Below are 23,496 nucleotides of genomic sequence, written 5' to 3' on the forward strand. Positions count from 1 at the left end.
ATGAAACGCATATTCCACCTGGGAGGGTCAGTCGTCACCGGCAGCGAAATCGCCGACGCCGTGATGCATTACGCCCAGTCGCTCAGTGGCCGCAGCCAGATTGGCACGGTGGATATCCCGATCATCACCGATACGGGCGAGCAGGGCAGGGCCCAGTTTCTGATCGGGGCCTCCAGCCAGCTGGTGAGCGTGACGAGCGGGTCGATCCTCTGCGAACTGGTCGAGGCGGCGACGACCGACGATCTGCGCCGACGGGCGCTGGTCGGCACGAATGCGTCGATGGTTGGCTGGACCGGTGACGGTTTCGAGTCCCCTCAGTTCGACGAATTCGACTACTGATCGGCTTCGTCTGCCCGTCGCGCGCCGGTCGTGCACCGAGCGCGCGCTCCGGCCGGGACCTAGGACTCTGGCCCAGGTGGCGCGTCCGGGAGAGCATGATTCCGTTGTAGGGCAACGGAGCCAGGCAGCGGAGGAGCGCGATGAACAAGCGGATTATGGTCGGACTGAGCGGACGTCCGACCGACGAGATCGCCATGCGTTGGGCTCTGGACTTCGCCAGGCCGCGTCGGTTGGACGTCGAGCTGGTCCATGTTGTCGATGAGACCTGGGGCGACATTCCGGCTGGATTTCGGGGAGCTGCCCGGGCCCAGGCGAAGACCGAACTGGCCAGGGAACTGGCCGAGGCGGTCCGCCTCGAACCCGGTCTGGCGGTCCAGTCCGCCGTGCTCGTCGGGTCGCCCACCGCGGCGCTGGCCGAACGGGCAACGGGTGCCGAACTCCTGGTCATCGGCTCCCACGCCCTCGGCCGGTTCCGCGACTATGTGTTCAGCACCCGGGCCGCCCAGATCGCGGCCCGTGCGCCCTGCTCTGTCGTGGTCGTCCCTGAACGCCTCGGGTCCATCGGGCGAGGCGTCGTCGTGGGGGTGGATGGGTCGGACGTGTCGCTGGCCGCTGTGCGGTTCGCCGCGGAGGAGGCCGACCGGCACGGTGAAACCCTGACCGTGGTGTTCTGTTGGACCGCCCCGACCCCGTGGACCGCGGAGACCGCATTGATCGACTGGCCGATGGCACCGGATGATTCCGACCGCCTCGTCCTGGCCGAGGCCGTCGCCGGGTTGGCCGGACAATATCCCGATCTCGACCTTGACCTGCGCCTGGAGCTCGGAACGCCCCCGGAGACGCTGGCCAGGGTCGCCACCGGGGCCAGGCTGTTGGTCGTCGGCAGTCACGGCAGGCACGGACTGCAACGATTTTGGCTCGGTTCGGTCAGTCAGGTGATCGTGCTCACGATGCCCTGCCCCGTGGCCGTGATCAGGCTCGTCGCGAGCGGGCCGGCAGCGGGGTGAGTCGCTCCGGAATCACTGGGCTGAGCGTGCGACGAGCACCGGCACCGTGATGTTCATCAGCACGTCGTGGGTGACCGAACCGATCACGGACCGCGTGATGGCGTGGGGGTGTGAGATCCCCAGTACAAGAAGGGACGCGCCGTTGCCGGCGTCCAGGAGCGCCTCGGCGGGTTCACGACGCACCACCCTGCGGCGCACGGCGACGTCCGGTGCGGTCTGTGCCGCGAGGTCGGCCGCATCGGCGAGCAGATGCTGGGCGGTGCCTGTCGTGCCCGGCAGGTCTGCCGAGGGAAGCGGGTGACTCACCGGCGGGGCGTGGACCAGCAGCAACTCCTGCCCCAGGCGGGCCGCCTCCCGAGCGCCTCGGACAACGGCAGCGGCCGATCCCTCGAATCGGTCAACGCCCACGACGACTCCCCGCCGGGTATCAAAGGTCGTGTCGGGAATGACGGCCACCGAGCAGGCGGCGGCGGATGCCATCTGCACGCTTCTCGAGCCGAGCACTCGCCCGTGCAGGAAGCCGGTCTTGTGGGTGCCGATGACCAGGAGGTCGTGCGCGGTCGGCAGCCCGGCCAGGGTCCAGGCCGGGCTGCCGCGCACGACGCGGGCACCCACGTCCACCCCGGCATGCCGGCGACCGGCCTCGGCCAGTTCGACGTCGAGAACGTCCCTGCCTCGACGCTCTGCCTCGGCCGCATAGCCGCCGCCGAGCAGACCCCATTCATCGTCGACGACGTGCACCAGGACGACCGTGCTGCCGTCTCCGGCCGCACGGGCCAGGGCCCAGCGGATGGCCGCGCGACTCGGTCCGGATCCGTCGGCCCCGACGTAACAGGTGGTCATGGTTCGACCGGGTTCGGCAGGCGATCCGGCCGGGGGATCACCGCCACGGGACAGCGCAGATTGAGGAGGACGTCGTGGCTGACCGATCCGAGGAAGAGGCCGCCGACCGCACCGCGGCCGTGCGTCCCGACGACGACCAGCTCGGACTCCTCCGACGCGTCGACAAGAACCCGTGCCGCGGGACCCTGTTCAAGCACCTCCCTGACCGTCAGCCCCGGGTTTGCGTTGCGCACGCGCCCGGCGGCATCGGCGAGGATCGCGGAGTGCGCCTGCCGAAGGTCGTCAAAGGGGAAGATCGCCCCGTATTCGACCGCGACGGTGGACGGAATCGACCAGGCGTGAACCATGTCGAGGACACGGCCGAGGCCGACCGCCTCGCGCGCCGCAAAGGCGAGTGCACCCTCCGCTGTTGCGTCGTCCTCCAACCCGACCAGGACGTTACCGGGGTGGGGCGACCACTCGGCGGGCACGACTACCACCGGGCAGTGAGAGTGTGCGGCGAGGCGCAGGGGGAGCGTGCCGTATACCGCCCCGGCCAGGGCCCCGGTCTTGTTCGTGCCGATGACCAGGAGGTCCGCGGACGCCGAGGCCCTGATCAGCTCCTCGGCCGGAACACCCCGGCGCACGAAGCTCGTCTTCTTGCAGTGGGGGAGCGCGCGCTCGACCTGCCGGGTTGCTTCGGCCAGCGCCCGTTCATAGATCGGCTGAAAGTCGTCCGTGGGCCCACCGGCGTGAGCCCACCCCAATTCGACGACGGTCGTCAGTTCGAGGGTGATGGGCTTCACCTTCGCCCGTTCGAGGGCCCATGCGAGGGCGGCGGAGCTGGCCGGCCCCCCGTCGATGGCAACGACGACTCTTTCGGTCATGACCGGACTCCGTCTCATTCAGGACTCCCGCAGCACACTCTGGAGTCACCACGGTACGCGGGCTGACTTGTGCCGGAAAAGGGCCGAACGTCCCACCCGAGTAGAATCCACGCTACAGACCGAGAGGCGACCGCGGCCATGCCCCCTGAACGCATCCAGAGCACCTTGACCGATCGGATTTTCCCCACTGACGGGGCCCCCGATGCCGAGGTGCGCCTGCGCAGTCTGATCCAGGCCAGCCAGTCCGTCGTGGAACAGCTCGAACTCTCCGTTGTCCTACGCCGCATCGTGGAGGTGGCGGTCGAACTGGTCGGCGCGCGCTACGGCGCCCTCGGCGTGATCGCGCCGGGCGGTGGGCTGGAACAGTTCATCCACGTGGGAATGGCGGACGACCTCGTGGAACAGATCGGCCATCTGCCGGTCGGGCGAGGCCTGCTCGGTGCCCTGATCGATGATCCGCAGCCGATCCGACTGGCCAAGCTGGGCGACGACGGCCGGTCGGCCGGGTTTCCCCAGGGACACCCCCCGATGGACAGCTTTCTGGGCGTTCCCGTTCGGATTCGCGGGGTCGTCTTCGGCAACCTCTACCTGACCGAACGAACCTCGGGGGCGTTCAGCGCCGAGGACCAGGACTTGCTCGGCGCGTTGGCCGCCACCGCCGGAATCGCCATCGAAAACGCTCGCCTCTTCGACGAGACCCAACGGCACCAACGGTGGTCTGCGGGCACCGCGGAGATCAGCGCGGCACTCCTGGCCGAACGGGCGGACGACCCGCTGGCGCTGCTGGCCGATCGGATGGCGTCGACGGCGGGTGCCGACCTTGTCTGCATCGTCGTGCCGGCAGAGGCCGGCACCCTCCAGGTGAGTACCGCGCGCGGAGTGCCGGCGGATGGGGTTCGGGGCTGGATCTTCCCGGCAGCAGACTCGGTGTCCGGTCGGGTCCTGGAGAGTGGCCAGCCGCTCCTGGCCACGGAAGCCGGCGACTGCTCTGACGCGGCGATCCTGATCGGACCGACGATGGTGATTCCGTTGCGCTCGGCCGGTCGTCCGACCGGTGTCCTCACGGCGTCGCGCGAGGCGGGACGGCCCGCCTTCTCATCCCGGGACCTCGAGATGGCGGCGGACTTCGTCGGGCAGGCCGGGGTCGCCCTCGAATTGGCCCGCGGCCGTTCGCTCCGCCAGCGACTGGCCGTTCTCGAGGATCGGAGCCGGATCGCCCGTGACCTGCATGACCGGGTCATCCAGAGGCTCTTCGCCGCCGGGATGGGGCTGCAATCCATTGCCGGGTCCATCGAGGATCCGGAGCAACGGGCTCGGATTTTTGAGCAGGTGGACGCACTCGACAGTGCGATCTCCGAGATCCGAACGGCCATTTTCGCCCTGTCCGCCCAGGGCCACGCGGACCATCAGACGGTGCGGCACCGCATCCTTGACCTGCTCGCCGAGCTCGGACCGCTCTTCGAACATCCGCCGGGGTTGACCTTCTCCGGACCGATCGACCTGCTCACCCCGGACGAGCTCGCGGACGACCTCGTTGCCGTGCTGCGAGAGGGACTGACGAACGTGCTCCGGCACGCCCGAGCCCGGACCACCTCGGTTGCCCTGGCCGTTCTCGGCGACACCATCACGGTGGACATCACCGACGACGGGATCGGGCCGGCCGGGGCCACCAGATCCAGTGGGCTGGCCAACCTCGCCGTTCGGGCCGGTCGCTGGCACGGCGCCCAGAGCCTGACCGCGAACGACGACGGGGGAAGCCGCCTCCGGTGGAGCGCCATGTTCGACACCGAACCAGAAGGGGTGGCACGATGACCCGGATCTTCTTGCTCGACGACCACGAGGTCGTTCGCCGCGGCATCGCCGACCTGATCAACGCGGAACCCGACCTGGAGGTCGTCGGCGAGGCCGCGACGGCCAGACAGGCGGTGGCGAGGATCGCCGCTACCGTTCCGGACGTGGCCGTGCTCGATGTGCGCCTGCCGGACGGCAGCGGGATCGACGTGTGCCGAGCCGTCCGGTCGAAGAATCCGACCGTGCGGTGCCTGATCTTCACGGCCTTCGACGACGATGAGGCAAGCTATGCCGCCGTGCTGGCCGGGGCTTCCGGCTATGTGCTGAAGGAGATCCGCGGGCAGCGACTGATCGAGAGCATCCGACGGGTGGCGCTCGGCGAGACGCTGCTCAACCGGGTGGTGGCGGACCGCGTGGTCACCGCGCTCGGGGCCGCGCGGAACGAACCGGCGGAAACCCTCACCACCAGGGAACGCCAGGTGCTCGAGCTGATAGCGGAAGGCATGACCAACCGTCAGATCGGCGACCGGCTCGACCTGGCGGAGAAGACGGTGAAGAACTACGTGTCGGGTCTGCTCGGCAAACTCGGGATGCAACGGCGCACCCAGGCTGCCGTATTCGGTGCGGAGCTGCACAACCACCTTCCGGACACGCCGACCCTGAACCGTCCGGTCGGTCCCGCTAGGCTGGCCGAATGAAGCCGGAACGACGCGAGCGAACGGTTCCCGGCCCCGGCCAGGAATCGGTGTGGGACTATCCGCGCCCACCGCGCATCGAGCGGAGTGCGGAGCGAATCGTCGTCAGGCTGGGTGGAATCGTCATCGCGGATACGACCGACGCCGTGCGGGTTCTCGAAACCAGCCACCCGCCGGTCTACTACCTCCCGCGGAGCGCGTTCCGCCCGGGGAGCCTGGAGCCCGCCGCCGGGCGGACGACCTGCGAGTACAAGGGAACGGCGTCCTACCTCTCAGTCGTGACGGCGGAGCGGCGTGAGGAGGCCGCGGCCTGGACCTATCCGGTCCCGTGGACCGGCTACCAGGAACTCGTCGACAGGGTGGCCGTCTACCCGGGCCGGATGGACTCCTGCACCGTGGACGGGGAAACCGTTCGCGCACAGCCGGGTGACTTCTACGGCGGCTGGATCACCTCGAGGGTTGTCGGTCCGTTCAAGGGCGCCCCCGGCACGCGCGGCTGGTGATCGGGTCCACGGTGGGTTCGCCGGCCCCGTTCGTCCGCCGGCCCGGAAGAATGTGAGCATTCGTCGCTAGGATGAGGTCATGCCCGAGTTCGGCTCGACGGGGCAGGACGCCCCCGAACCTTCCGGCATTACCGAATCCGACGGTCGTGCCCAGGACGGTCCAGCCGGAGAGCCCGGCGAGGTCGCGTCCATCGGGGTGGTGACCGGTTCTCAGGCCGTGATTCCGCCGGGGGTGGATGCCGACCTGCCCGACGACGCGGACGATGCGGCTGATGGTGTCCCGCCGCCACGCTCCAGCTCGCGGGTCACCCCGGATGAGGACGTGATCCCGGCGGGCAGGCGCCGGAAGTCGGTGCGCCGCCGCTGGTGGATGCGGCGCTGACGCGCGCCGCCCCCGCGGACCGCTTCTACCGGGTTCACCGGGGGACGGCAACCCCAGCCACCGGTAGGCTGGCGACGTGTCATTTTCGCTCGCCGCCGTTACCCGCACCGTCCACGAGCTGTGGCCGCTGGCCGGGGCAGAAGGCTGGGACGCACCCGGCCTGGTCAGTGGCGATCCCGAACGCGAGGTCCAGACCATTCACCTCGCAGTCGACGCCGTCGCGATCACCGTCGATGAAGCCATCGATGCGGGGGCAGACCTCCTCCTGGTCCACCACCCGCTTCTCCTGCGCGGGGTGACGTCGATCTCCGGCGATCGCTACAAGGGTGCGCTGCTGGCCCGCCTGATCCGGGCCGACTGCGGGCTCCTGGCGGCGCACACCAACGCGGATGTGGTTGCCGACGGAGTATCGGACATCCTCGCCAGGCGGCTCGGACTCGTCGACACCCGCCCGGTCATTGACGGCTCCGTTCCCGGGGCAGGGCTGGGCCGGGTCGGCCGTCTGGAGCAACCGCTCACCCTCGGCGAACTGGCCCGCCGCGTGGCCACAGTCCTGCCCGCGACGGCATCGGGCGTGCGCGTCTCCGGGGAGTATGGCCGCACCGTCGAGACTGTCGCCGTGTGCGGCGGCGCGGGGGATTCCCTCCTCGGCTCCCCGGCCGTGCTCGCGAGCGACGTGTACATCACCGCCGACCTCCGGCACCACCCGGCGTCGGAGGCCCGCGAACAGGCCGGACTCACCGGAAACACCCCGGCCCTGATCGATGTGTCGCACTGGGCCAGCGAATGGCTCTGGCTGGACACCGCCGCCGAGCAGCTTCGGGAGGCGCTCCCGGGGGTGCGGGTGAGTGTCAGCGATCTTCGCACCGATCCGTGGGACTTCGTCATCGTGCAGTAGCCTGCCCAGAACTCACCAACTCGTTCACTCCCATCACCCCCAGCCACTACCCCGAAGGTCAGGACCCCCCGTGAAGGCATCTCCCGCAGAACAGAAGGAGCTTCTCCGGCTTCAGGCTCTCGACATCAGGCTCCAGCAGGTCGAGTACCAAACGAAGTCTCTCTCGCAGCACGCCGAGCTCCGCGAACTTTCCGGAACCATGGAGAAGACGCGAATGACCCTGGGCACCCGAACGGGCGCCGTCGAGGACATTCAAACCGAACTGCACCGGATCGAGTCGGATGTCGACGTGGTCGAGAAACGCATTGCGCGGGACTCCGACCGGGTGCAGCACACCTCATCGGTGAAGGACGTGCAGGCGCTGGAGACCGAGCTCACCTCGCTCCGGAAACGCCTCCTTGCGCTCGAGGAGATCGAGATCGCCGTGATGGAACGGCTCGAGGAGGCCGAGGCCGCCGTCGCCAAGGTCGAAGTGGACCGCGACGCCATCGCGGTCAGTGTCGCCGAAGCGGAACAGGCGAGGGATCTGAGCCTCGCCGACCTCAACCGCCAGCTCGGTGAGCTGCGCCGCGACCGCGCCGCGATCGCCGGCAGCATCGCCGACGACCTGGCCGCCCTGTACGAGAAACGGTTCGTCTCCGGGAGAGGCAATGCGGCGGCGCTGCTCCGCGCCCGCACCTGCAGCGGGTGCACCATCACCCTGACCGGCAGCGACCTCGACGCCGTCCGATCGGCACCGGCCGACGATGTGCTGTTCTGCCCGGACTGTGGTGCGATCCTCGTGCGCACGGAGGAATCCGGGATCTGAGCGGGGAGCGGCCCCTGTAGGCTTGACGTGGAATGGGTCGGCAAGACGGTCGCGACATCCGATGCCCTCGGGCAGCGGATGCCGAGGAACGTCCGGGCTCCATAGAGCAGGGCGGTGGGTAACACCCACCCGGGGCAACCCGCGAGACAGTGCCACAGAAAGTAGACCGCCTCCGGCTTCGGCCGGAGGTAAGGGTGAAACGGTGGTGTAAGAGACCACCAGAGGCCAGGGTGACCTGGTCGGCTTGGTAAACCTCGTCCGGAGCAAGGTCAGACAGGAAACGCTAAGGCGGCTCGCCGAGTTTCCGGGTAGACCGCTAGAGGGCTGCGGCAACGTAGTCCCCAGATAGATGGCCGTCCATGGTGCCTCGCGCACCGGGACAGAACCCGGCGTATCAGCCGGCCCATTCCACCCCCTGTTGTTCCGGGATCAGTCGCGGTTCTTCACGGCGAGGGCGGCGGCACCGAGGATTCCCGCGTTGTTGCGGTGCACGGCGGGGATGATCGGCGTCTGCAGGTTGAGCAGCGGCAGGAAGTGCTGGTGGTGCTTGGACACGCCGCCGCCGACGATGAAGAGGTCCGGGGAGAAGAGCATCTCCAGGGTGGAGTAATACTTCTGCAGGCGGCCGGCCCACTTCTCCCAGCTCAGGTCGTCGCGCTCCTTCGCCGAGAAGGCCGCGCGGGTCTCGTAGTCCACCCCGTCGATCTGGAGGTGGCCGAGCTCGGTGTTCGGCACCAGGATGCCGTCGTTCAGCAGCGCGGTGCCGATGCCGGTGCCGAGGGTAGACAGCAGGACGACACCGGGAACCCCCTTGGCGGCGCCGAATTGGCCCTCGGCGTAACCGGCGGCATCCGCGTCATTGACGAAATGGATCGGGTGGCCGAGGCCCTTCTCGAAGAGCTTTTCCGCCGCAAGGCCGATCCATTTGTCGGAGACGTTCGCGGCCGACATGGTATGACCGTTCTTGACCACGGCCGGGAAGCAGATCCCGACCGGGAGGCCGGAGGCGCCCTCGTTCTTCGACACCGTCTGCAGCAGACTCTTCACCGTCTCGACGATGTCGGCCGGGCGGCCGCCCTTCGGCGTGTGCAACTTCACCCGATCGGAGAGGAGCGCGCCGGTCTCGAGATCGACAACGGCCCCCTTGATTCCGGTACCGCCAATGTCGATGCCAATTGCCGTGGTTGAACTCATGGTTAGAACCTATCGGTTACGGAAGCGTGAGAATTTCGGCACCGTTCTCGGTGACGACAAGGGTGTGCTCGAACTGAGCGGTGATGCTCTTGTCCTTGGTCGTGACGGTCCAGTCGTCGGCCCACATGTCCCAATCGGGCGAACCCAGGGTGAGCATCGGTTCGATCGTGAAGACCATGCCCACCTCCATCACGGTGTCGTACATCGGCGCGGAATCGTAGTGGGGGATGATCAACCCGGAGTGAAATGCTTCGCCGACGCCGTGACCGGTGAAGTCGCGGACGACCCCATAGCCGAAACGTTTGGCATAGGACTCGATGGTGCGGCCGATCACATTGACCTGGCGACCGGGTGCTACGGCCTTGATGCCCCGGGCGAGGGCCTCCCTGGTGCGTTCGACGAGCAGCGTCACATCCTGGCTGGCCTGGCCGACGATGAAGGTCACATTGGTGTCGCCGTGCACGCTATTTTTGTAGGCGGTGATGTCGATGTTGACCAGGTCGCCCTCTTCGAGAACCGTGGTGTCGGGGATGCCGTGGCAGATGACCTCATTGACGGAACTGCACAGTGACTTCGGGTACCCGCGGTAACCGAGCGTTGACGGGTACGCGTCGTTGGCGATCAGGTAGTCATGGCCGACCTCGTCGAGTTGTTCGGTCGTGACGCCCGGGCGGATCGCCCGGCCGACGGCCTCGATGGCCATGGCCGCGATCCGACCGGATTCGCGGATGAGTTCGATCTTTTCCGCGGAGTAGACGTCGGAGCCGGTAAACCGGGTGGGGGACTCCTTTCCGACGTACTCCGGGCGGGTGATCCGGCGGGGCACGGAGCGGGTCGGTGACACCGTTCCGGGGATCAGGTGACGATTGGAATCCTTAGGCATAGGATCAACCCTATGTCCGAAGACACGCGAGAGCAGTTCTGGTACAACATGCGCACCGGCGCCGTGGAAAAGGGTTTCGAGTCCCCATCGATCGACCGGGTCGGCCCGTTCGCCACCCGGGAGGAGGCGGCACACGCCCTCGAGAAGCTCCGCGCCAACAGCGCGAAGTGGGCCGCCGACGACGCGGCAGAGGATCGTTAGCGGCTACTCGTAGCTGTGCTCTGGGCCGGGGTACGCGCCGGTCTGTACGTCTTCCCTGAACCGGTGCACGGCATCCGTGAGCACACTGCGCACGTTCGCGTACTGGCGTACGAAGCGGGGGACCCGGCCGTCGGTCATCCCGGCGAAGTCGGTCCAGACCAGCAACTGTCCGTCGACGTCCGGACCTGCTCCGACGCCGATCGTCGGAATCTCCAGCCTGGCCGTGACCTGGGCGGCCACGGACGCCGGAACCATCTCCAGTACGACGGCGAACGCACCGGCATCCTGCACGGCCAGGGCATCCTCGATCAGGCGCTCGGCCCCGTCACCACGGCCCTGGATCATGTGCCCACCGAGGCCGTGCTCGCTCTGCGGAGTGAAGCCGATGTGGGCCATCACGGGGATGCCGCTGGAGACGATGCGGGTGATCTGCTTGACGCTGCGCACGCCGCCCTCGAGTTTGACGGCGTGGGCCTGGGCCTCTTTCATGAAGCGCACGGCAGTGTGCAGCGCCTCGGTCTGGCCGGTCTCATATGACCCGAACGGCATGTCTGCGACGACGAGCGCCCGGGTCACGGCGCGGGCGACCGCCCGGGTCAGCGGGATGAGTTCATCGACCGTGACCGGGAGCGTCGTCTCGTAACCGAAGACGTTGTTGCCGGCGGAATCACCGACCAGGAGGAAATCGATCCCCGCCTCGTCGAAAATCTGCGCCGTGAGCATGTCATAGCTGGTCAGCCCGGTGATCGGGATGCCCTGCTGTTTGGCATTGTGGAAATGCCTGGTGCGCACACGCTTGGGGCCGGTGGTCTCCGGCACGTAGGGGTTCTGCGGTGTGACGGCCGTTGGCGCGTCGGACGAGGTCGGCTCAGGCATGACTCAAGTGTAGTCAGCGCGGGCATTCCGGCGGCCGGCGGCCCGTTTCGCCGTGGATGCAGCCCTGGATGCCGCGGCAGACACTAGCCTAGAGACCAACAAGAAGGGGCGTGAATGGACAAGCAGCGCGATTTCGTTCTTCGGACCATCGAGGAGCGGGGCATCAAGTTCATTCGGCTGTGGTTCACCGACGTCGTCGGCACGCTGAAGTCCGTCGCTATCGCCCCGGCGGAGGTCGAGGGCGCGTTCGCCGAGGGCCTCGGTTTCGACGGTTCCGCGATCGAGGGTCTGACCCGGTCGTTCGAGGCCGACGTGCTGGCCCACCCGGACCCAACCACATTCCAGATCCTGCCCTGGCGCGGTGAGGTCGACCCGACCGCCCGGATGTTCTGCGACATCACCACGCCGGACGGCCAGCCTGCCGTCGCCGACCCACGCAACGTGCTCAAGCGCACCCTGGCGAAGGCTGCCGAACGTGGCTTCACGTTTTACACGCACCCCGAGATCGAGTTCTACCTGCTCAAGTCCTCCAAGTACGGCAAGAACGGGCCCACCCCCGTCGACAATGCCGGTTACTTTGACAACGTCCCCGGCGGCACAGCGCACGACTTCCGGCGCCGGTCCGTTCGGATGCTCGAGGACCTCGGCATCTCCGTCGAGTTCAGTCACCACGAGGCCGGCCCCGGGCAGAACGAAATCGACCTGCGCTACGCCGATGCCCTCACCACCGCGGACAACATCATGACCTTTCGCACGGTCATCAAAGAGGTCGCGATCGAACAGGGCGTGTACGCGACATTCATGCCCAAGCCGATGTCCGACCAGCCGGGCTCCGGGATGCACACGCACCTTTCCTTGTTCGAGGGGGACACGAACGCGTTCTACGAGGCGGGTGCCCAGTACCAGCTTTCCAAGACCGGCCGGCAGTTCATTGCCGGTCTCCTCAAGCACGCGCCCGAGATCACGGCGGTGACAAACCAGTTCGTCAACTCCTACAAGCGACTCTGGGGCGGGGACGAAGCGCCCAGCTTCGTCTGCTGGGGGCACAACAACCGGTCCGCGCTCATCCGCGTCCCGCTGTACAAGCCGAACAAGGGCCAGAGTTCCAGGATCGAGTACCGGGCAATCGACTCGGCAGCGAATCCCTACCTCGCTTACTCGCTGATGCTCGCCGCCGGCCTCAAGGGCATCGAGGAGGGCTACGAGCTGCCGCCGGAGGCCGAGGACAACGTCTGGGGGCTCAGCGACACCGAACGCCGCGCCCTGGGCTACCGAGCACTTCCCGCGAGCCTCGACCATGCCATCCAGTACATGGAGGACTCCGAACTCGTGGCCGAGACTCTCGGCGAGCACGTGTTCAACTATGTGCTGCTCAATAAGCGCCAGGAGTGGAAGGAATACCGCTCGCAGGTGACGCCGTTCGAGCTCGACAAGAACCTTGAGATGCTCTGAGGCAGGTTGAGGAACGGGACGCAATGAAGCGGGAACCGCTGACCCTGACCGATCTCGCCAAGGTCGGATTCGTCGAACTGGGCGAGGTCAGGGGGCGGCTGGACGAGGTCGAAGAGTTGGGCGGACCCGATTCGTTGGTTGTCCTCCCCATGCTCGCCCTCGTGGCGAGCCCGGATGGTGCGCTCACCGGGCTGCTTGCGCTGCTCCGCCAGGCGCCGGCGGAGGTGAAGGCCCTGATCGCCCGGCCGGGTGCGACGCTGCGCCTGCTCCGGGTGCTGGGCGCCTCCAGCGGCCTGGCGGAGTTCTTCCTTCAGCACCCGGACGAGCTGGGGGTGCTCGCGAGCGCCCTGGTGGAACTACCCGACGCTGCGGCGCTGACAGCCGATCTGCTCGAGTCGGTCGGGGCCGTCGACGGCTTCGCGAACGTCGTCGAGGATGCGGGCTGGATCGCCCTGCGGGTGCGCTACCGCAGGCGCCTGGCCGAGCTGGCGGCATACGACCTCGAGCAGGCCGATCCCGTGGCCGGACTGGATGAGGTCGCCCGGGCACTCGCCGACCTCGCGGCGGCGGCCCTGGAGGCCTCCCTGGCCGTTGCACGCAGCATGACGAGCGGTCCGGTGGCCGGCCCGGGCGTCTTCCCCGTGGCGGAGGTGCGGGCCACCCGGCTGGCCGTGATCGGGATGGGGAAGGCGGGTGCGGCCGAACTCAACTACGTCAGTGACGTCGACGTGATCTTCGTCGCCGAGGCCGATCCGGAAACCGAACTCGAATCGCCCAGGGCGGTCGACATCGCCACCCGGCTGGCCATCCTGATGATGCGGGGACTCAACCAGCCGACGACCGAGGCCGAGCTGTGGGAGGTCGACCCCAACCTGCGTCCGGAGGGCAAATCCGGTGCGCTCGTGCGTTCGCTCGAATCCCACCTGGCCTACTACGAACGCTGGGCCAAGAGCTGGGAGTTCCAGGCGCTACTCAAGGCCAGGCCCCTGGCCGGAAACCTGGACCTCGGCGAACGCTACGTTCAAGCCGTGGCACCCAAGGTGTGGACCAGCGCGAGCCGGGAGAACTTCGTCGAGTCCGTTCAGCGGATGCGGGAACGAGTCACCGACAACATTCCCGACGACGAGGTCGCGGTGCAGCTCAAGCTGGGTCCCGGCGGGCTGCGCGACATCGAATTCACCGTGCAACTGCTGCAGCTCGTTCACGGCCAGGCCGACCCGGACGTGCGGCAGGCCGGGACCCTCCCCGCACTGACCGCCCTGGCCGACAGCGGATACGTTGGACGGGCCGAGGCCGCGGAATTCGCGCAGGACTACCGCATCCTCCGGCTGATGGAGCACCGGTTGCAGTTGGAACGCCTGCGGCGGACCCACCTCATGCCACGCGACGAGGCGAGCCTTCGAATCCTGGCCAGGGCGACGGGGCTGGCCACCAGCGCGGCACAGCTCACCCTGCGCTGGGCTGAGGTCAAGCGGCGAGTCCGCGGACTGCACGAGCGACTGTTCTATCGTCCGCTGCTCTCCGCGGTCGCCGCGCTGCCGGCCGAAGGTCTGAATCTCACGAGCGCTCAGGCGGAGGCGCGGCTGGCCGCGATCGGATTCCGCAATACCAAGGGTGCCCTCGGGCACATCGCCGCACTCACCGGCGGGGTCTCCCGCCGCGCGACGATCCAACGTCACCTGCTACCCGTCCTGCTGCAGTGGTTCTCCGAGGGGGCCGATCCCGACTACGGCCTGCTGTCGTTCCGTCGGCTCAGCGACAGCCTCGGCACCACCTACTGGTTCCTGCGGATGCTTCGCGACTCGTCAGGGGCCGCCCAACGGCTCACCCGCGTTCTGTCCTCTTCTCGGTTCGTGGGGGAGCTCCTGGAGACGATTCCCGAGTCCGTGGCCTGGTTGGAGAACGAGGATGACCTTCGACCCCGCTCGCTCGCGACCCTGCAGGAGGAGGTCCGGGCCGTCCTGGCCCGGCACGGGAGCCCCGATGCGGCGGCGTCGATCATGCGCACTGCCCGTCGGCGAGAGGTCCTGCGGCTCGCCTTCGGTGCGATCCTCGGCCGGCTCACCATCGACGAGCTCGCGACCGGGCTGACCGACGTCACGGCCACGATCATCCAGGGTGTGACGGCCGCAATCCGCGGGACGACGCTCACGGGGGAGCCGGGTGGTCCCTCCGACGGCATCGAATTCGCGGTGATCGGGATGGGCCGCTTCGGCGGTGCCGAACTCGGCTTCGGCTCGGACGCCGACGTCATGTACGTCTTCCGTACCGGCACGCTCGAGGGCTCGGCCGCCCACGACCGGGCGAAGTTCATCGTCAAGGAGCTCAACCGCCTCACCGACGACAACCGGCTCCCGCTTGACCTGGACATGGACCTGCGTCCGGAGGGCAAGAACGGCCCGGTCGCCCGCTCCCTGGAATCGTACGAGGCCTATTACCGGCGATGGTCGTTGACCTGGGAGGCCCAGGCTCTTCTGCGCGGACGGGCCGTGGCCGGCGACGCCGACCTGCTCCACGATTTCGATCGGGTCGCCGACGCGGTGCGCTATCCGGAGAACATCGGCGCGCAAGAGGTGCGCGAGGTCAAGCGGATCAAGGCGCGGGTCGAGAGCGAGCGCCTCCCGCAGGGGGCAGACCCGAACCGGCACCTCAAGCTGGGCCGCGGGTCACTCAGTGACGTCGAATGGTTCGTGCAGTTGCTCCAGCTCCAACACGCGGCCCGCATTCCCGCGCTGCGAACCGAATCCACCCTGGGTGCGCTCAGCGCCGCCGTCGAGGCGGACCTGGTCAGTGAAGCGGATGCCGACATCCTCCGGGCGGCCTGGCTGTTCGCCTCGCGCTGCCGGTCCGCGATCACCCTCTGGACGAACCGGACCGCGGACGTGCTCCCCACCGACCGGGTACAACTCGAGGGCGTCGCCCGGGTGCTGGAGTACCCGCCGGGGTCGGCGAACCGTCTCGAGGAGGACTATCTCGCCGTCACCAGGCGGGCACGAGCCGTCTTCGAGCGTCGCTTCTACGGCCCCGTTGAGCGTGCAGGGCCGTTCGCCGGCTGACCGGCGCCGGGATTGACAACGACAGGGCCGCACTCCCGGAGGAGTGCGGCCCTGTCGTTGTCACCGTCGCGACTGGTTCAGCCGCGGCGGGGTTTCACACCGGAGCGACTTAGACGCCGTAGTACAGCTCGAACTCGAAGGGGTGCGGACGCTGAGCCAGCGGCTTGATTTCCATCTCGCGCTTGTAGCCGATCCAGGTTTCGATCAGTTCGGGCGTGAACACGTTCCCAGCGAGGAGGAATTCGTGGTCTTCCTCGAGGGCCAGCAGTGCGGCTTCGAGGGAGGCCGGAACCTGGGGGATGTTCTTGGCTTCTTCGGGGGGCAGCTCGTAGAGGTCCTTGTCGACCGGCTCGTGCGGTTCGATCCGGTTCTTGATCCCGTCGAGGCCGGCCATCAGCTGGGCGGCGAAGGCAAGGTACGGGTTGCCAGAGGCATCCGGTGCGCGGAATTCGATGCGCTTGGCCTTCGGGTTGGTGCCGGTGATCGGGATCCGGATCGACGCCGAGCGGTTTCCGGCCGAGTAGACCAGGTTGACCGGAGCTTCGAAGCCCGGAACCAGGCGGTGGTAGGAGTTGACGCTCGGGTTTGTGAAGGCGAGCACCGCCGGGGCGTGCTTGAGCAGGCCACCGATGTACCAGCGTGCGACGTCGGAAAGTCCGCCGTAGCCGGCCTCGTCGTAGAACAACGGCTTGCCGTCGGACCACAGCGACTGGTGGGTGTGCATGCCGGAGCCGTTGTCGCCGAAGAGCGGCTTGGGCATGAACGTGGCGGTCTTGCCCCACTCGGCGGAGGTGTTCTTGACGATGTACTTGAACTTGAGAAGGTCGTCGGCCGCATGCACCATGGTGTCGAAGCGGTAGTTGATCTCGCCCTGTCCGCCGGTGCCGACCTCGTGGTGGCTGCGCTCGAGGATGAGACCGGCATCAATCAGCTTGAGGCAGATGTCGTCGCGCAGGTCGGCGTGCTGGTCGACGGGGCTGACCGGGAAGTAGCCGCCCTTGAAGGGGGTCTTGTTGGCGAGGTTTCCGCCCACTTCTGCCTTGCCGGAGTTCCAGGCACCCTCGCTGGAGTCAACGGAGTAGAAGCTGGAGTGCTGGTTCACTTCGTAGCGGACGTCGTCGAAGATGTAGAACTCGGCTTCGGGGGCGAAGAACGCGGTGTCGGCGATGCCGGTCGACGCGAGGTATTTCTCGGCCTTCTTGGCCACCTGGCGCGGGTCCTTCGAATAAATCTCGCCGTTGCGCGGGTTGTAGATGTCGAAGAGCATGATCAGCGTACGCTCGGTGCGGAATGCATCGATGTACGCGGTGGTCACGTCAGGGATGAGCTGCATGTCGGACTCGTGGATCGACGCGAAACCGCGGATCGACGAGCCGTCGAACATCTGGCCGACCGTGAAGAATTCCTCGTCGACGGTTGACGCGGGGATGTTGAAGTGCTGCTGCACACCCGGCAGGTCGGTGAAACGGATGTCAAGGAACTTGACGTCGGTGTCCTTGATGAATTTGAGCACTTCTGACGAATCGCGGAACATGCGGTTTTACTCCAAACGACGGGGGCATTAATCTCGAAAAGTCGCGCACTGCGGCTCCATTGAGGTTAGTGGGGCGGCATTACCCGACAGTGACGCTTATGTTTCACACATGTTACAGCGGGGGCGGCTCGCTAGACTCATCGGGTGTCAGCCGCAGCCGCCAAACCGACCACATTCGGACAACTTCCACCGAGCAGGTGGCCGGGGGAGCGCCTCGGGCTTCCGGACACCGGACCCGGCTCGGTCGGCAGGGTCGGCCGTCGCATCGCGGCCCTGGCCATCGATCAGGTCGTCGCCACGGGGGTGGCTTTCTGGGCGTTCAACTACACGTTCCTGAATTACAGCGGTTTCGTCGTCAGCGGGGTGTTTGTGCTGCTTCAGATCGTCTTCATTCCCACGATCGGCGGCAGCATCGGGCACCGGCTCACGGGGCTCCGCCTCATCTCGCTGACCGGTGGGTGGGCCGGGGTCTGGCGCCCGATCGTGCGTTCGGTTCTGCTGGGTTTCGCGATCCCGGCGCTGGTCTGGGACTCGGACCAGCGGGGATTCCACGACAAGGTCGCCGGAACGGTGCTCATTCGCGGTTGACCCGCGATTGTTACTTGGCGGACAGCGGCGGAGAGCGGCCGACAGCGGCCGACAGCGGCCGACAGCGGCCGACAGCGGTCAGCGGGTCAGTTGCCGCGCTGAGGCCTGGCCTTCATCGGGTCGACGCCCTTGGGGATCGGGAGCTTCTTGGTCATCGACGACAAGCGGTTGTTGACCGCGAGAACCTCGGCCTTGGTCAGGGTCGGCTTGATCCGGGTGAGGCGACGGGCGAGCTTGTGCAGGGGAACGGCGTCGGCGTCGGGACCGACCGAGATGACCGTCACGGCAATACTGCCGCCCAGGCGGGTGACCATGCGGCGTTCCTCGTCGACCATTCGAGTCGTGCGGGTGCGGGGGCCCTCACTGATCAGGACAACCCCGCCCCGGCCAACCGCGCGGTAGACGGCATCCTGGGTCTTGCCGTTGACGGCGACGGGCATTTCACTGCCGACCCAGCCGCGTTTCAGCGAGCTGCGAAGCACGGCGCCGACCGCGCCCGGCTGGCCCTCGATCTGCGAGTACGCGGCCTTCTCGGCGCGGCGGCCCAGGATGATCAGCATCGCGAGCAGGCCACCGAGCACCCCGGACACCGCCCAGAGCACGACGGTGATGACGTTGCCGGGAGACAACAGCAGCGCGAGCAGGAGGCTGACCGCGACCGGGATCACGAACGCCAGAATCATGAACAGGACGATGTTCGAGTCGTAGCGTCTCGTCATCTGGAACACCTGCCACATTTGCTTCAGGCGGCCGGGTTCTTTGGGGGTGCGGGGAGACTTGTCCTTGCTGCGTGCCATGGTTCCAAGACTATCGAGTAGCTTGATCGCCCGGTGACCGTTTTTGGGTCAGCCGACTGCTTGGGCGAAGCCGAGCGTCGCATCCGCGAGGTGGCGGAGTTCGGCAGGGACCTCGCGGCCGGTCGCCAGCATGGACTGAGCCCACAGGCGGCCGGCGCGATAGGACGAGCGCACCAGAGGACCGGAGAGAACCCCGATGAAACCGATGGCCTCCGCTTCCTGCTTGAGTTCGACGAATTCCTCCGGCTTGACCCAGCGGGCGACCGGCAGGTGCCGGGCGCTCGGTCGCAGGTATTGGGTGATCGTGATGATGTCGGTGCCGGCGTCGTGCAGGTCCTGCAGTGCCTGGCTGACCTCCGCCCGCTCCTCACCCATGCCGAGGATCAGGTTCGACTTGGTGATCAGGCCCGCGGCGCGGCCCTGGCTGAGCACATCGAGCGACCGGTCGTACCGGAAGGCCGGGCGCACCCTCTTGAAGATCCGCGGCACGGTCTCGACGTTGTGAGCGAAGACCTCCGGCTCGGCCGAGAAGACCTCACCCAGGTGGTCTGGGTTGCCGGAGAAGTCCGGAACCAGGATCTCCACGCCGGTGCCGGGGCTCTGCTGGTGGATTTGTCGGATGGTCTCGGCGTAGATCCAGGACCCCTCGTCGGGCTGGTCGTCGCGGGCGACGCCGGTCACGGTGGCGTACCGCAGATTCATCTTGACAACGGATTCGGCCACCCGGCGTGGTTCGTCGCGGTCGTACTCGGCCGGTTTGCCGGTGTCGATCATGCAGAAATCGCAGCGCCTGGTGCACTGCGACCCACCGATCAGGAAGGTCGCCTCTCGGTCTTCCCAGCACTCATAGATGTTGGGGCAGCCGGCCTCCTGGCAGACCGTGTGCAGGTCCTCGCTCTTGACGAGGCTCTGCATCTTCTGGTACTCGGGGCCCATTTTTGCCTTGATTTTGATCCACTCGGGCTTGCGCTCGATGGGTGTCTCGGCGTTCCTGACCTCGAGGCGGAGCATCTTCCGGCCCTCGGGTACGGCGCTCACGCGGCGACCGCCACGGTGCGCAGGAAGCCGGCTTTGATCGGTTCGATCAACTCGGCGGTATCAACCTCGCGACCCAGAACGCGTGACATGGTCGTCACGCCGGCGTCCCTGATCCCGCAGGCGATGATCCGGCCGTACGGTTCCAGGGAATTGCTGCAATTGAGGGCGAATCCGTGCATGGTGACTCCTTCGGCGACGCGGATACCGATGGCCGCGATCTTCTCTTCGAAACCGTCTGGGCCGACCCAGACGCCGGAACGACCGTGAACCTGGCGGCCGTCGATGCCGAACTCGGCGAGCACATCGATCAGGATGCCTTCGAGCATCCGCACGTAACCGACGACGTCGATGGGTTCGACCAGGCGCAGGATCGGATAGCCGACGAGTTGGCCCGGCCCGTGCCAGGTGATCTTCCCGCCCCGGTCGACGTCGATGACGGGGGTGCCGTCGGTGGGACGTTCCTCCGGCTCCGTGCGTTTCCCGGCCGTGTACACGGCCGGGTGTTCGAGGAAGAGGACGGTGCCGGGTTTCTCACCCGAGACGACCGAACGGTGGACTGCGCGTTGGAGCTCAAGGCCCTCAACATACGGCACGGAGTTGGCGCTTAGCCCCGCGACGACAAAGTCGAGCATGACGCCAGTCTAGGTCAGCTCGTCCTCGGCATCTGCCGCCACGGACGGTTCTCCACGGCCTGCACGAAAACGCGTCGGAAATCCGTGCAGGGAGGCACTGTGTGGAGGGTGAGAATTCGTTGGCGTCGTCACCGCGATCCGGAATCGGACGGGACCGCCGCTGCGTCGGCCGAGCCGACCGATGACCGCAACACCATCGCTGGGTACCGGGTGGTCCGACGGCTCGGGACCGGTGAGCTGGCCGATGTGTACCTGGGTGTGCCCTCGGTCCGGGAACAAGGCGTGACGCGCGCGCCCGTCGCCCTGAAGATCTTTCGGTCGGAGGCATCGGGGGCCGCGATCGAGCGCGAATTCCGGGTACTCACCGAGGGCGCGGGCGCACGGTTCGCGGCGCTCATCGACGTGGCAACGCTTTCCGACGGGCGGGTCTGTTTCGTGCAGGAACACCTGACCGGGATCCGGCTCAGCCGGTGGCTGGGTGAGGGCAGCCTCCTCGAGCCCGGGGAGGCCGTGACGATTCTCGCGCCGGTCGCGGCGGCGTTGGCGGAACTGCTGGACCTGGGGTACCTGCACGACGGGCCGGGTCAGAGGACCGTACGCTTCGACGCGCGAGGCAGGCCGGTGCTGACCGGATTGGGCCGCCTGCGGGATCTGCCGCCACCCGGCCCCACCAGAAGCAGGGCGACGGAGGAGGCCGCCGACCGGTTCGCGGCATTCGCTCTCGGGGTGCTCGATCGGGTCGGGCCGGCCCTGGTCGGTGCTGGGGGACCCACTCCGGCGGCGTGGCTGGCCTCGGAGACGCCGAGGCTGCCCTTCCGCGGTCTGCTGGACGAGTTTGAGCACCGACTTTTCAACTGGGCGGCCGCGGCGGCGGTGCAGTTGGAGAGCCGGGCTACACAAATGGAGCAGGGGAGAAAATGGGACGCGAGCGAAAGCGTCAGGCGGATTCTGTTGCGCGGCGGCAGCCCGGGGATGGTGAGCACCTCCGGACCCGCCAGGCGCCTCCGACCGCTGTCGGCCGTCCGACCGGTGGCGCAGGCCCGGGATCGCCTCGCCGGCGCTCTGCGGGGGCACCGGAGGCCGCTCCTCGTAGGCTGGCTCGTGGCCGTCGCCGTGGTGGTTCTGCTCCTCACGTTCCTGAATCCGCCTGATTCGCCAGGGGGCGGCACGGAGACCGTCGACGTCCGAAGCCCGACGTCGGCACCCACTGCGCCGCCGCGTGCGCCGCCGCGTGCCGACGATGCGGAGGGCGACGGTGCTGACCTTGAGGGTGATGAGCCGGTGCGGGCGGTGCAGGTGTTGCTGCGGCGACGCGCGGGCTGTCTGGTGGCCGCATCCGTCGCCTGTCTCGACGGCGTCGACCAGGCCGGTTCCGTCGCTCTCGCGGCGGACGCCGAGGCCATCCGCACGGCGCAGCAGTCAGGCTCTGCTGTGGTCCCGGCCAGTGATGGCAACGGCGGCGATCCCGCCCTGCTCGAGCGCAGTGGCGATGTGGCCCTGGTGGGTGTGGTCCTGCGCGGCGGGCAGCCGGGAAAGCGCAAACCGGCCTCGGTCCTTGTGGTCAAGGGCGAGGCCGGCTGGCGGATCAGGCAGGTCTTCGACTACTGATCGTCGATTCTCCCGGACTGATTTCTCAGATGCCCAGGTTGGCTTCGAAGTCTCCGGCCTCGAGGCGCTGCTTCATCATGACGAGGAAACGGGAGGCATCCGCGCCGTCGATGATGCGGTGGTCGTAGGACAGGGCCAGGAAGACCGTGGAACGGATGGCAATCGAGTCGAGGCCGTCGGTGGTGACAACGATCGGCTTCTTGTACACGACGCCGGTGCCCAGAATCGCGCTCTGCGGCAGGAACACGACGGGGGTGTCGAACAGCGCGCCGCGCGAGCCGGTGTTGGTGAGCGTGAACGTTCCGCCGGACAGCTCATCGGGCTTGAGCTTGTTGTCGCGGGTGCGCTGGGCCAGGTCCGCGATCTGGGCGGCGAAACCGGCCAGATCGAGCTCGCCGGCATTGCGCACGACCGGGGTCAGCAGGCCACGCTCGGTGTCCACAGCGATGCTGATGTTCTCCTGGCCGGGGTACACGATCGAGTCGCCGTCGATCGTGGCGTTGATGATCGGGTTGGCCTGGAGTGCCTCGGCCGCGGCCAGGGCGAAGAACGGCAGGAAGGAGAGCTTGTTGCCGGTCGTGCTGTGGAACTCCGCCTTGACCTTGTCGCGGAGGATCGCAACGCGAGTCACATCGACCTCAACCACGGTGGTCAGCTGTGCAGACGACTGCATCGAGATGACCGCGCGCTCGGCGACAACCTTGCGGAGGCGAGACATCGGCACCGTTGTGCCACGCAGGGGCGAGACCTCGACGGCGGGTGCCGCAGCGGTCGCGGTGCCGACGGATGCCGTTGACCTGGCCGCTTCGATGTCTTCCTTGCGGATCCGCCCGCCGACTCCGGTACCGGAGACGGTGGAAAGGTCGATGCCGGCCTCATTGGCCAGCTTCCGCACGATCGGGGTGACGTAGCCGGAGGTGCCGGCGTGCGAGCCGCGGGACGCGACCGGCTCGGCGACCGCTGCGGGCGCTGCCACGGGCGGGGCAACCACTGCGGGCGGCGCTGCCACGGGCGGGGCAACCACTGCGGGCGGCGCTGCCACGGGCGGGGCAACCGCTGCGGGCGGCGCTGCCACGGGGGCGGGCGCTGCAACAGGTGCCGGAGCCTCGGGGGCGGGAGTCGGCTCGACGGGAGCTGCCGGCGCAGCTTCGGCCGGAGCTGCGGGTGCGGGCTCGGCCGGTGCCTCTGCGGCGGGGGCCGCGGCGGGAGCGGCTGCTGCCGAACCGTCGCCGATGGTCACCAGTGGCGTTCCGACCTCGACGGTCTCGTCCTCCTGGACCAGGATGGCCTCGATGATGCCGGCAATGGGGGACGGGATCTCCGTGTCCACCTTGTCGGTCGATACTTCCAACAGCGGCTCGTCGACTTCGACGTGGTCGCCCACGTTCTTCAGCCAGCGGGTTACCGTACCCTCTGTGACACTCTCACCGAGTGCCGGGAGGTTAACGGATTCGCTCATGCGTTTGTCTCCTTCAAAACCATTTGTCTGTAATTTTCTTACTGAG

23 protein-coding genes and 1 other RNA gene are annotated in these 23,496 nt (G+C 67.6%); 14 read left to right on the forward strand and 10 right to left on the reverse strand.

All coding sequences use genetic code 11. The features are described from left to right. Both QMG61_RS02090 and QMG61_RS02095 read left to right on the forward strand, forming a co-directional pair. The gene (locus QMG61_RS02090; protein ID WP_283492682.1) at positions 1-339 is read left to right on the forward strand and encodes a hypothetical protein; all 339 of its coding nucleotides are present in this window, start codon (positions 1-3) and stop codon (positions 337-339) included. A gap of 140 nt (positions 340-479) precedes the next feature. After that, positions 480-1,346 carry a universal stress protein gene (locus QMG61_RS02095; RefSeq protein ID WP_283492683.1) on the forward strand — a complete coding sequence of 289 codons (867 nt, stop codon included), beginning with the start codon at positions 480-482 and terminating at the stop codon, positions 1,344-1,346. 12 nt (positions 1,347-1,358) lie between these two features. On the opposite strand, the gene QMG61_RS02100 is transcribed toward QMG61_RS02095, so the two are convergent. Together QMG61_RS02100 and QMG61_RS02105 are read right to left on the reverse strand one after the other, a co-directional pair. Beyond that, entirely contained in the window at positions 1,359-2,189 is an 831-nt protein-coding gene (locus QMG61_RS02100; RefSeq protein ID WP_283492684.1) for a universal stress protein, read from the reverse strand. After that, complete coding sequence (locus tag QMG61_RS02105) at positions 2,186-3,055, reverse strand: universal stress protein (protein WP_283492685.1); 870 nt, start codon at positions 3,053-3,055, stop codon at positions 2,186-2,188. Before QMG61_RS02105 ends, QMG61_RS02100 begins: the two co-directional genes overlap by 4 nt. A gap of 138 nt (positions 3,056-3,193) precedes the next feature. On the opposite strand from QMG61_RS02105, the gene QMG61_RS02110 reads away from it, so the two are divergent. The 7 genes from QMG61_RS02110 (at position 3,194) to rnpB (ending at position 8,542) form a co-directional block, all read left to right on the forward strand. Further along, positions 3,194-4,867 (forward strand): sensor histidine kinase, encoded by a 1,674-nt coding sequence (locus QMG61_RS02110; protein ID WP_283492686.1) that lies wholly within the window; start codon positions 3,194-3,196, stop codon positions 4,865-4,867. After that, positions 4,864-5,544, forward strand: a complete 681-nt coding sequence (locus QMG61_RS02115; protein WP_283492687.1) for a response regulator — start codon at positions 4,864-4,866, stop codon at positions 5,542-5,544. The genes QMG61_RS02110 and QMG61_RS02115 overlap by 4 nt, the downstream gene beginning before the upstream one ends. Beyond that, positions 5,541-6,044 (forward strand): DUF427 domain-containing protein, encoded by a 504-nt coding sequence (locus QMG61_RS02120; RefSeq protein ID WP_283492688.1) that lies wholly within the window; start codon positions 5,541-5,543, stop codon positions 6,042-6,044. Before QMG61_RS02115 ends, QMG61_RS02120 begins: the two co-directional genes overlap by 4 nt. Positions 6,045-6,123: 79 nt before the next feature. After that, positions 6,124-6,426, forward strand: a complete 303-nt coding sequence (locus tag QMG61_RS02125; RefSeq protein ID WP_283492689.1) for a hypothetical protein — start codon at positions 6,124-6,126, stop codon at positions 6,424-6,426. A gap of 76 nt (positions 6,427-6,502) precedes the next feature. Continuing rightward, positions 6,503-7,324 (forward strand): Nif3-like dinuclear metal center hexameric protein, encoded by an 822-nt coding sequence (locus QMG61_RS02130; RefSeq protein ID WP_283492690.1) that lies wholly within the window; start codon positions 6,503-6,505, stop codon positions 7,322-7,324. Positions 7,325-7,394: 70 nt separating this feature from the next. Next, positions 7,395-8,132, forward strand: a complete 738-nt coding sequence (locus QMG61_RS02135; protein ID WP_283492691.1) for a zinc ribbon domain-containing protein — start codon at positions 7,395-7,397, stop codon at positions 8,130-8,132. A 33-nt stretch (positions 8,133-8,165) separates the two neighbouring features. Further along, an RNA gene (gene rnpB, locus QMG61_RS02140) (RNase P RNA component class A) lies at positions 8,166-8,542 on the forward strand. Positions 8,543-8,561: 19 nt separating this feature from the next. Here the strand turns inward: rnpB and ppgK are convergent. Beyond that, complete coding sequence (gene ppgK / locus QMG61_RS02145) at positions 8,562-9,326, reverse strand: polyphosphate--glucose phosphotransferase (RefSeq protein ID WP_283492692.1); 765 nt, start codon at positions 9,324-9,326, stop codon at positions 8,562-8,564. 16 nt (positions 9,327-9,342) lie between these two features. Continuing rightward, positions 9,343-10,209, reverse strand: coding sequence for a type I methionyl aminopeptidase (map, locus tag QMG61_RS02150; RefSeq protein ID WP_283492693.1), 867 nt, complete (start codon positions 10,207-10,209; stop codon positions 9,343-9,345). Positions 10,210-10,221: 12 nt separating this feature from the next. On the opposite strand from map, the gene QMG61_RS02155 reads away from it, so the two are divergent. Beyond that, on the forward strand, positions 10,222-10,410 hold the full coding sequence (locus QMG61_RS02155; RefSeq protein ID WP_283492694.1) for an SPOR domain-containing protein: 189 nt from the start codon (positions 10,222-10,224) through the stop codon (positions 10,408-10,410). Positions 10,411-10,413: 3 nt separating this feature from the next. Here QMG61_RS02155 and panB read toward each other — a convergent pair whose 3' ends face one another. Next, positions 10,414-11,286, reverse strand: coding sequence for a 3-methyl-2-oxobutanoate hydroxymethyltransferase (gene panB / locus QMG61_RS02160; RefSeq protein WP_283492695.1), 873 nt, complete (start codon positions 11,284-11,286; stop codon positions 10,414-10,416). Positions 11,287-11,400: 114 nt separating this feature from the next. On the opposite strand from panB, the gene QMG61_RS02165 reads away from it, so the two are divergent. Together QMG61_RS02165 and QMG61_RS02170 are read left to right on the forward strand one after the other, a co-directional pair. Beyond that, positions 11,401-12,738 carry a glutamine synthetase family protein gene (locus QMG61_RS02165; protein ID WP_283492696.1) on the forward strand — a complete coding sequence of 446 codons (1,338 nt, stop codon included), beginning with the start codon at positions 11,401-11,403 and terminating at the stop codon, positions 12,736-12,738. A 23-nt stretch (positions 12,739-12,761) separates the two neighbouring features. Beyond that, positions 12,762-15,794 (forward strand): bifunctional [glutamine synthetase] adenylyltransferase/[glutamine synthetase]-adenylyl-L-tyrosine phosphorylase, encoded by a 3,033-nt coding sequence (locus QMG61_RS02170; RefSeq protein ID WP_283492697.1) that lies wholly within the window; start codon positions 12,762-12,764, stop codon positions 15,792-15,794. Positions 15,795-15,903: 109 nt separating this feature from the next. On the opposite strand, the gene glnA is transcribed toward QMG61_RS02170, so the two are convergent. Further along, positions 15,904-17,328, reverse strand: coding sequence for a type I glutamate--ammonia ligase (gene glnA, locus QMG61_RS02175; RefSeq protein WP_283492698.1), 1,425 nt, complete (start codon positions 17,326-17,328; stop codon positions 15,904-15,906). A gap of 144 nt (positions 17,329-17,472) precedes the next feature. Between glnA and QMG61_RS02180 the strand changes: the two genes are divergently transcribed. Then, entirely contained in the window at positions 17,473-17,916 is a 444-nt protein-coding gene (locus QMG61_RS02180) for an RDD family protein (RefSeq protein WP_283492699.1), read from the forward strand. A gap of 86 nt (positions 17,917-18,002) precedes the next feature. Here the strand turns inward: QMG61_RS02180 and QMG61_RS02185 are convergent, their stop codons facing one another. From QMG61_RS02185 to lipB, 3 genes are read right to left on the reverse strand one after another with little or no spacing between them, the layout of a single operon-like run. Next, positions 18,003-18,713, reverse strand: a complete 711-nt coding sequence (locus QMG61_RS02185; RefSeq protein WP_283492700.1) for a DUF4191 domain-containing protein — start codon at positions 18,711-18,713, stop codon at positions 18,003-18,005. Positions 18,714-18,761: 48 nt separating this feature from the next. Beyond that, the gene (gene lipA / locus QMG61_RS02190; RefSeq protein ID WP_283492701.1) at positions 18,762-19,751 is read right to left on the reverse strand and encodes a lipoyl synthase; all 990 of its coding nucleotides are present in this window, start codon (positions 19,749-19,751) and stop codon (positions 18,762-18,764) included. Beyond that, positions 19,748-20,383 (reverse strand): lipoyl(octanoyl) transferase LipB, encoded by a 636-nt coding sequence (gene lipB, locus QMG61_RS02195; protein ID WP_283492702.1) that lies wholly within the window; start codon positions 20,381-20,383, stop codon positions 19,748-19,750. Before lipB ends, lipA begins: the two co-directional genes overlap by 4 nt. Positions 20,384-20,665: 282 nt before the next feature. Here lipB and QMG61_RS02200 point away from each other — a divergent pair, with 282 nt between their 5' ends. Beyond that, complete coding sequence (locus QMG61_RS02200; protein ID WP_283492703.1) at positions 20,666-21,991, forward strand: hypothetical protein; 1,326 nt, start codon at positions 20,666-20,668, stop codon at positions 21,989-21,991. A 25-nt stretch (positions 21,992-22,016) separates the two neighbouring features. Here QMG61_RS02200 and QMG61_RS02205 read toward each other — a convergent pair whose 3' ends face one another. Further along, positions 22,017-23,450 (reverse strand): 2-oxo acid dehydrogenase subunit E2, encoded by a 1,434-nt coding sequence (locus QMG61_RS02205; RefSeq protein ID WP_283492704.1) that lies wholly within the window; start codon positions 23,448-23,450, stop codon positions 22,017-22,019. Positions 23,451-23,496: the final 46 nt, after the last annotated feature.

It is taken from the genome of Cryobacterium sp. PH31-AA6 (genome assembly GCF_030063195.1).
Lineage (GTDB): Bacteria > Actinomycetota > Actinomycetes > Actinomycetales > Microbacteriaceae > Cryobacterium.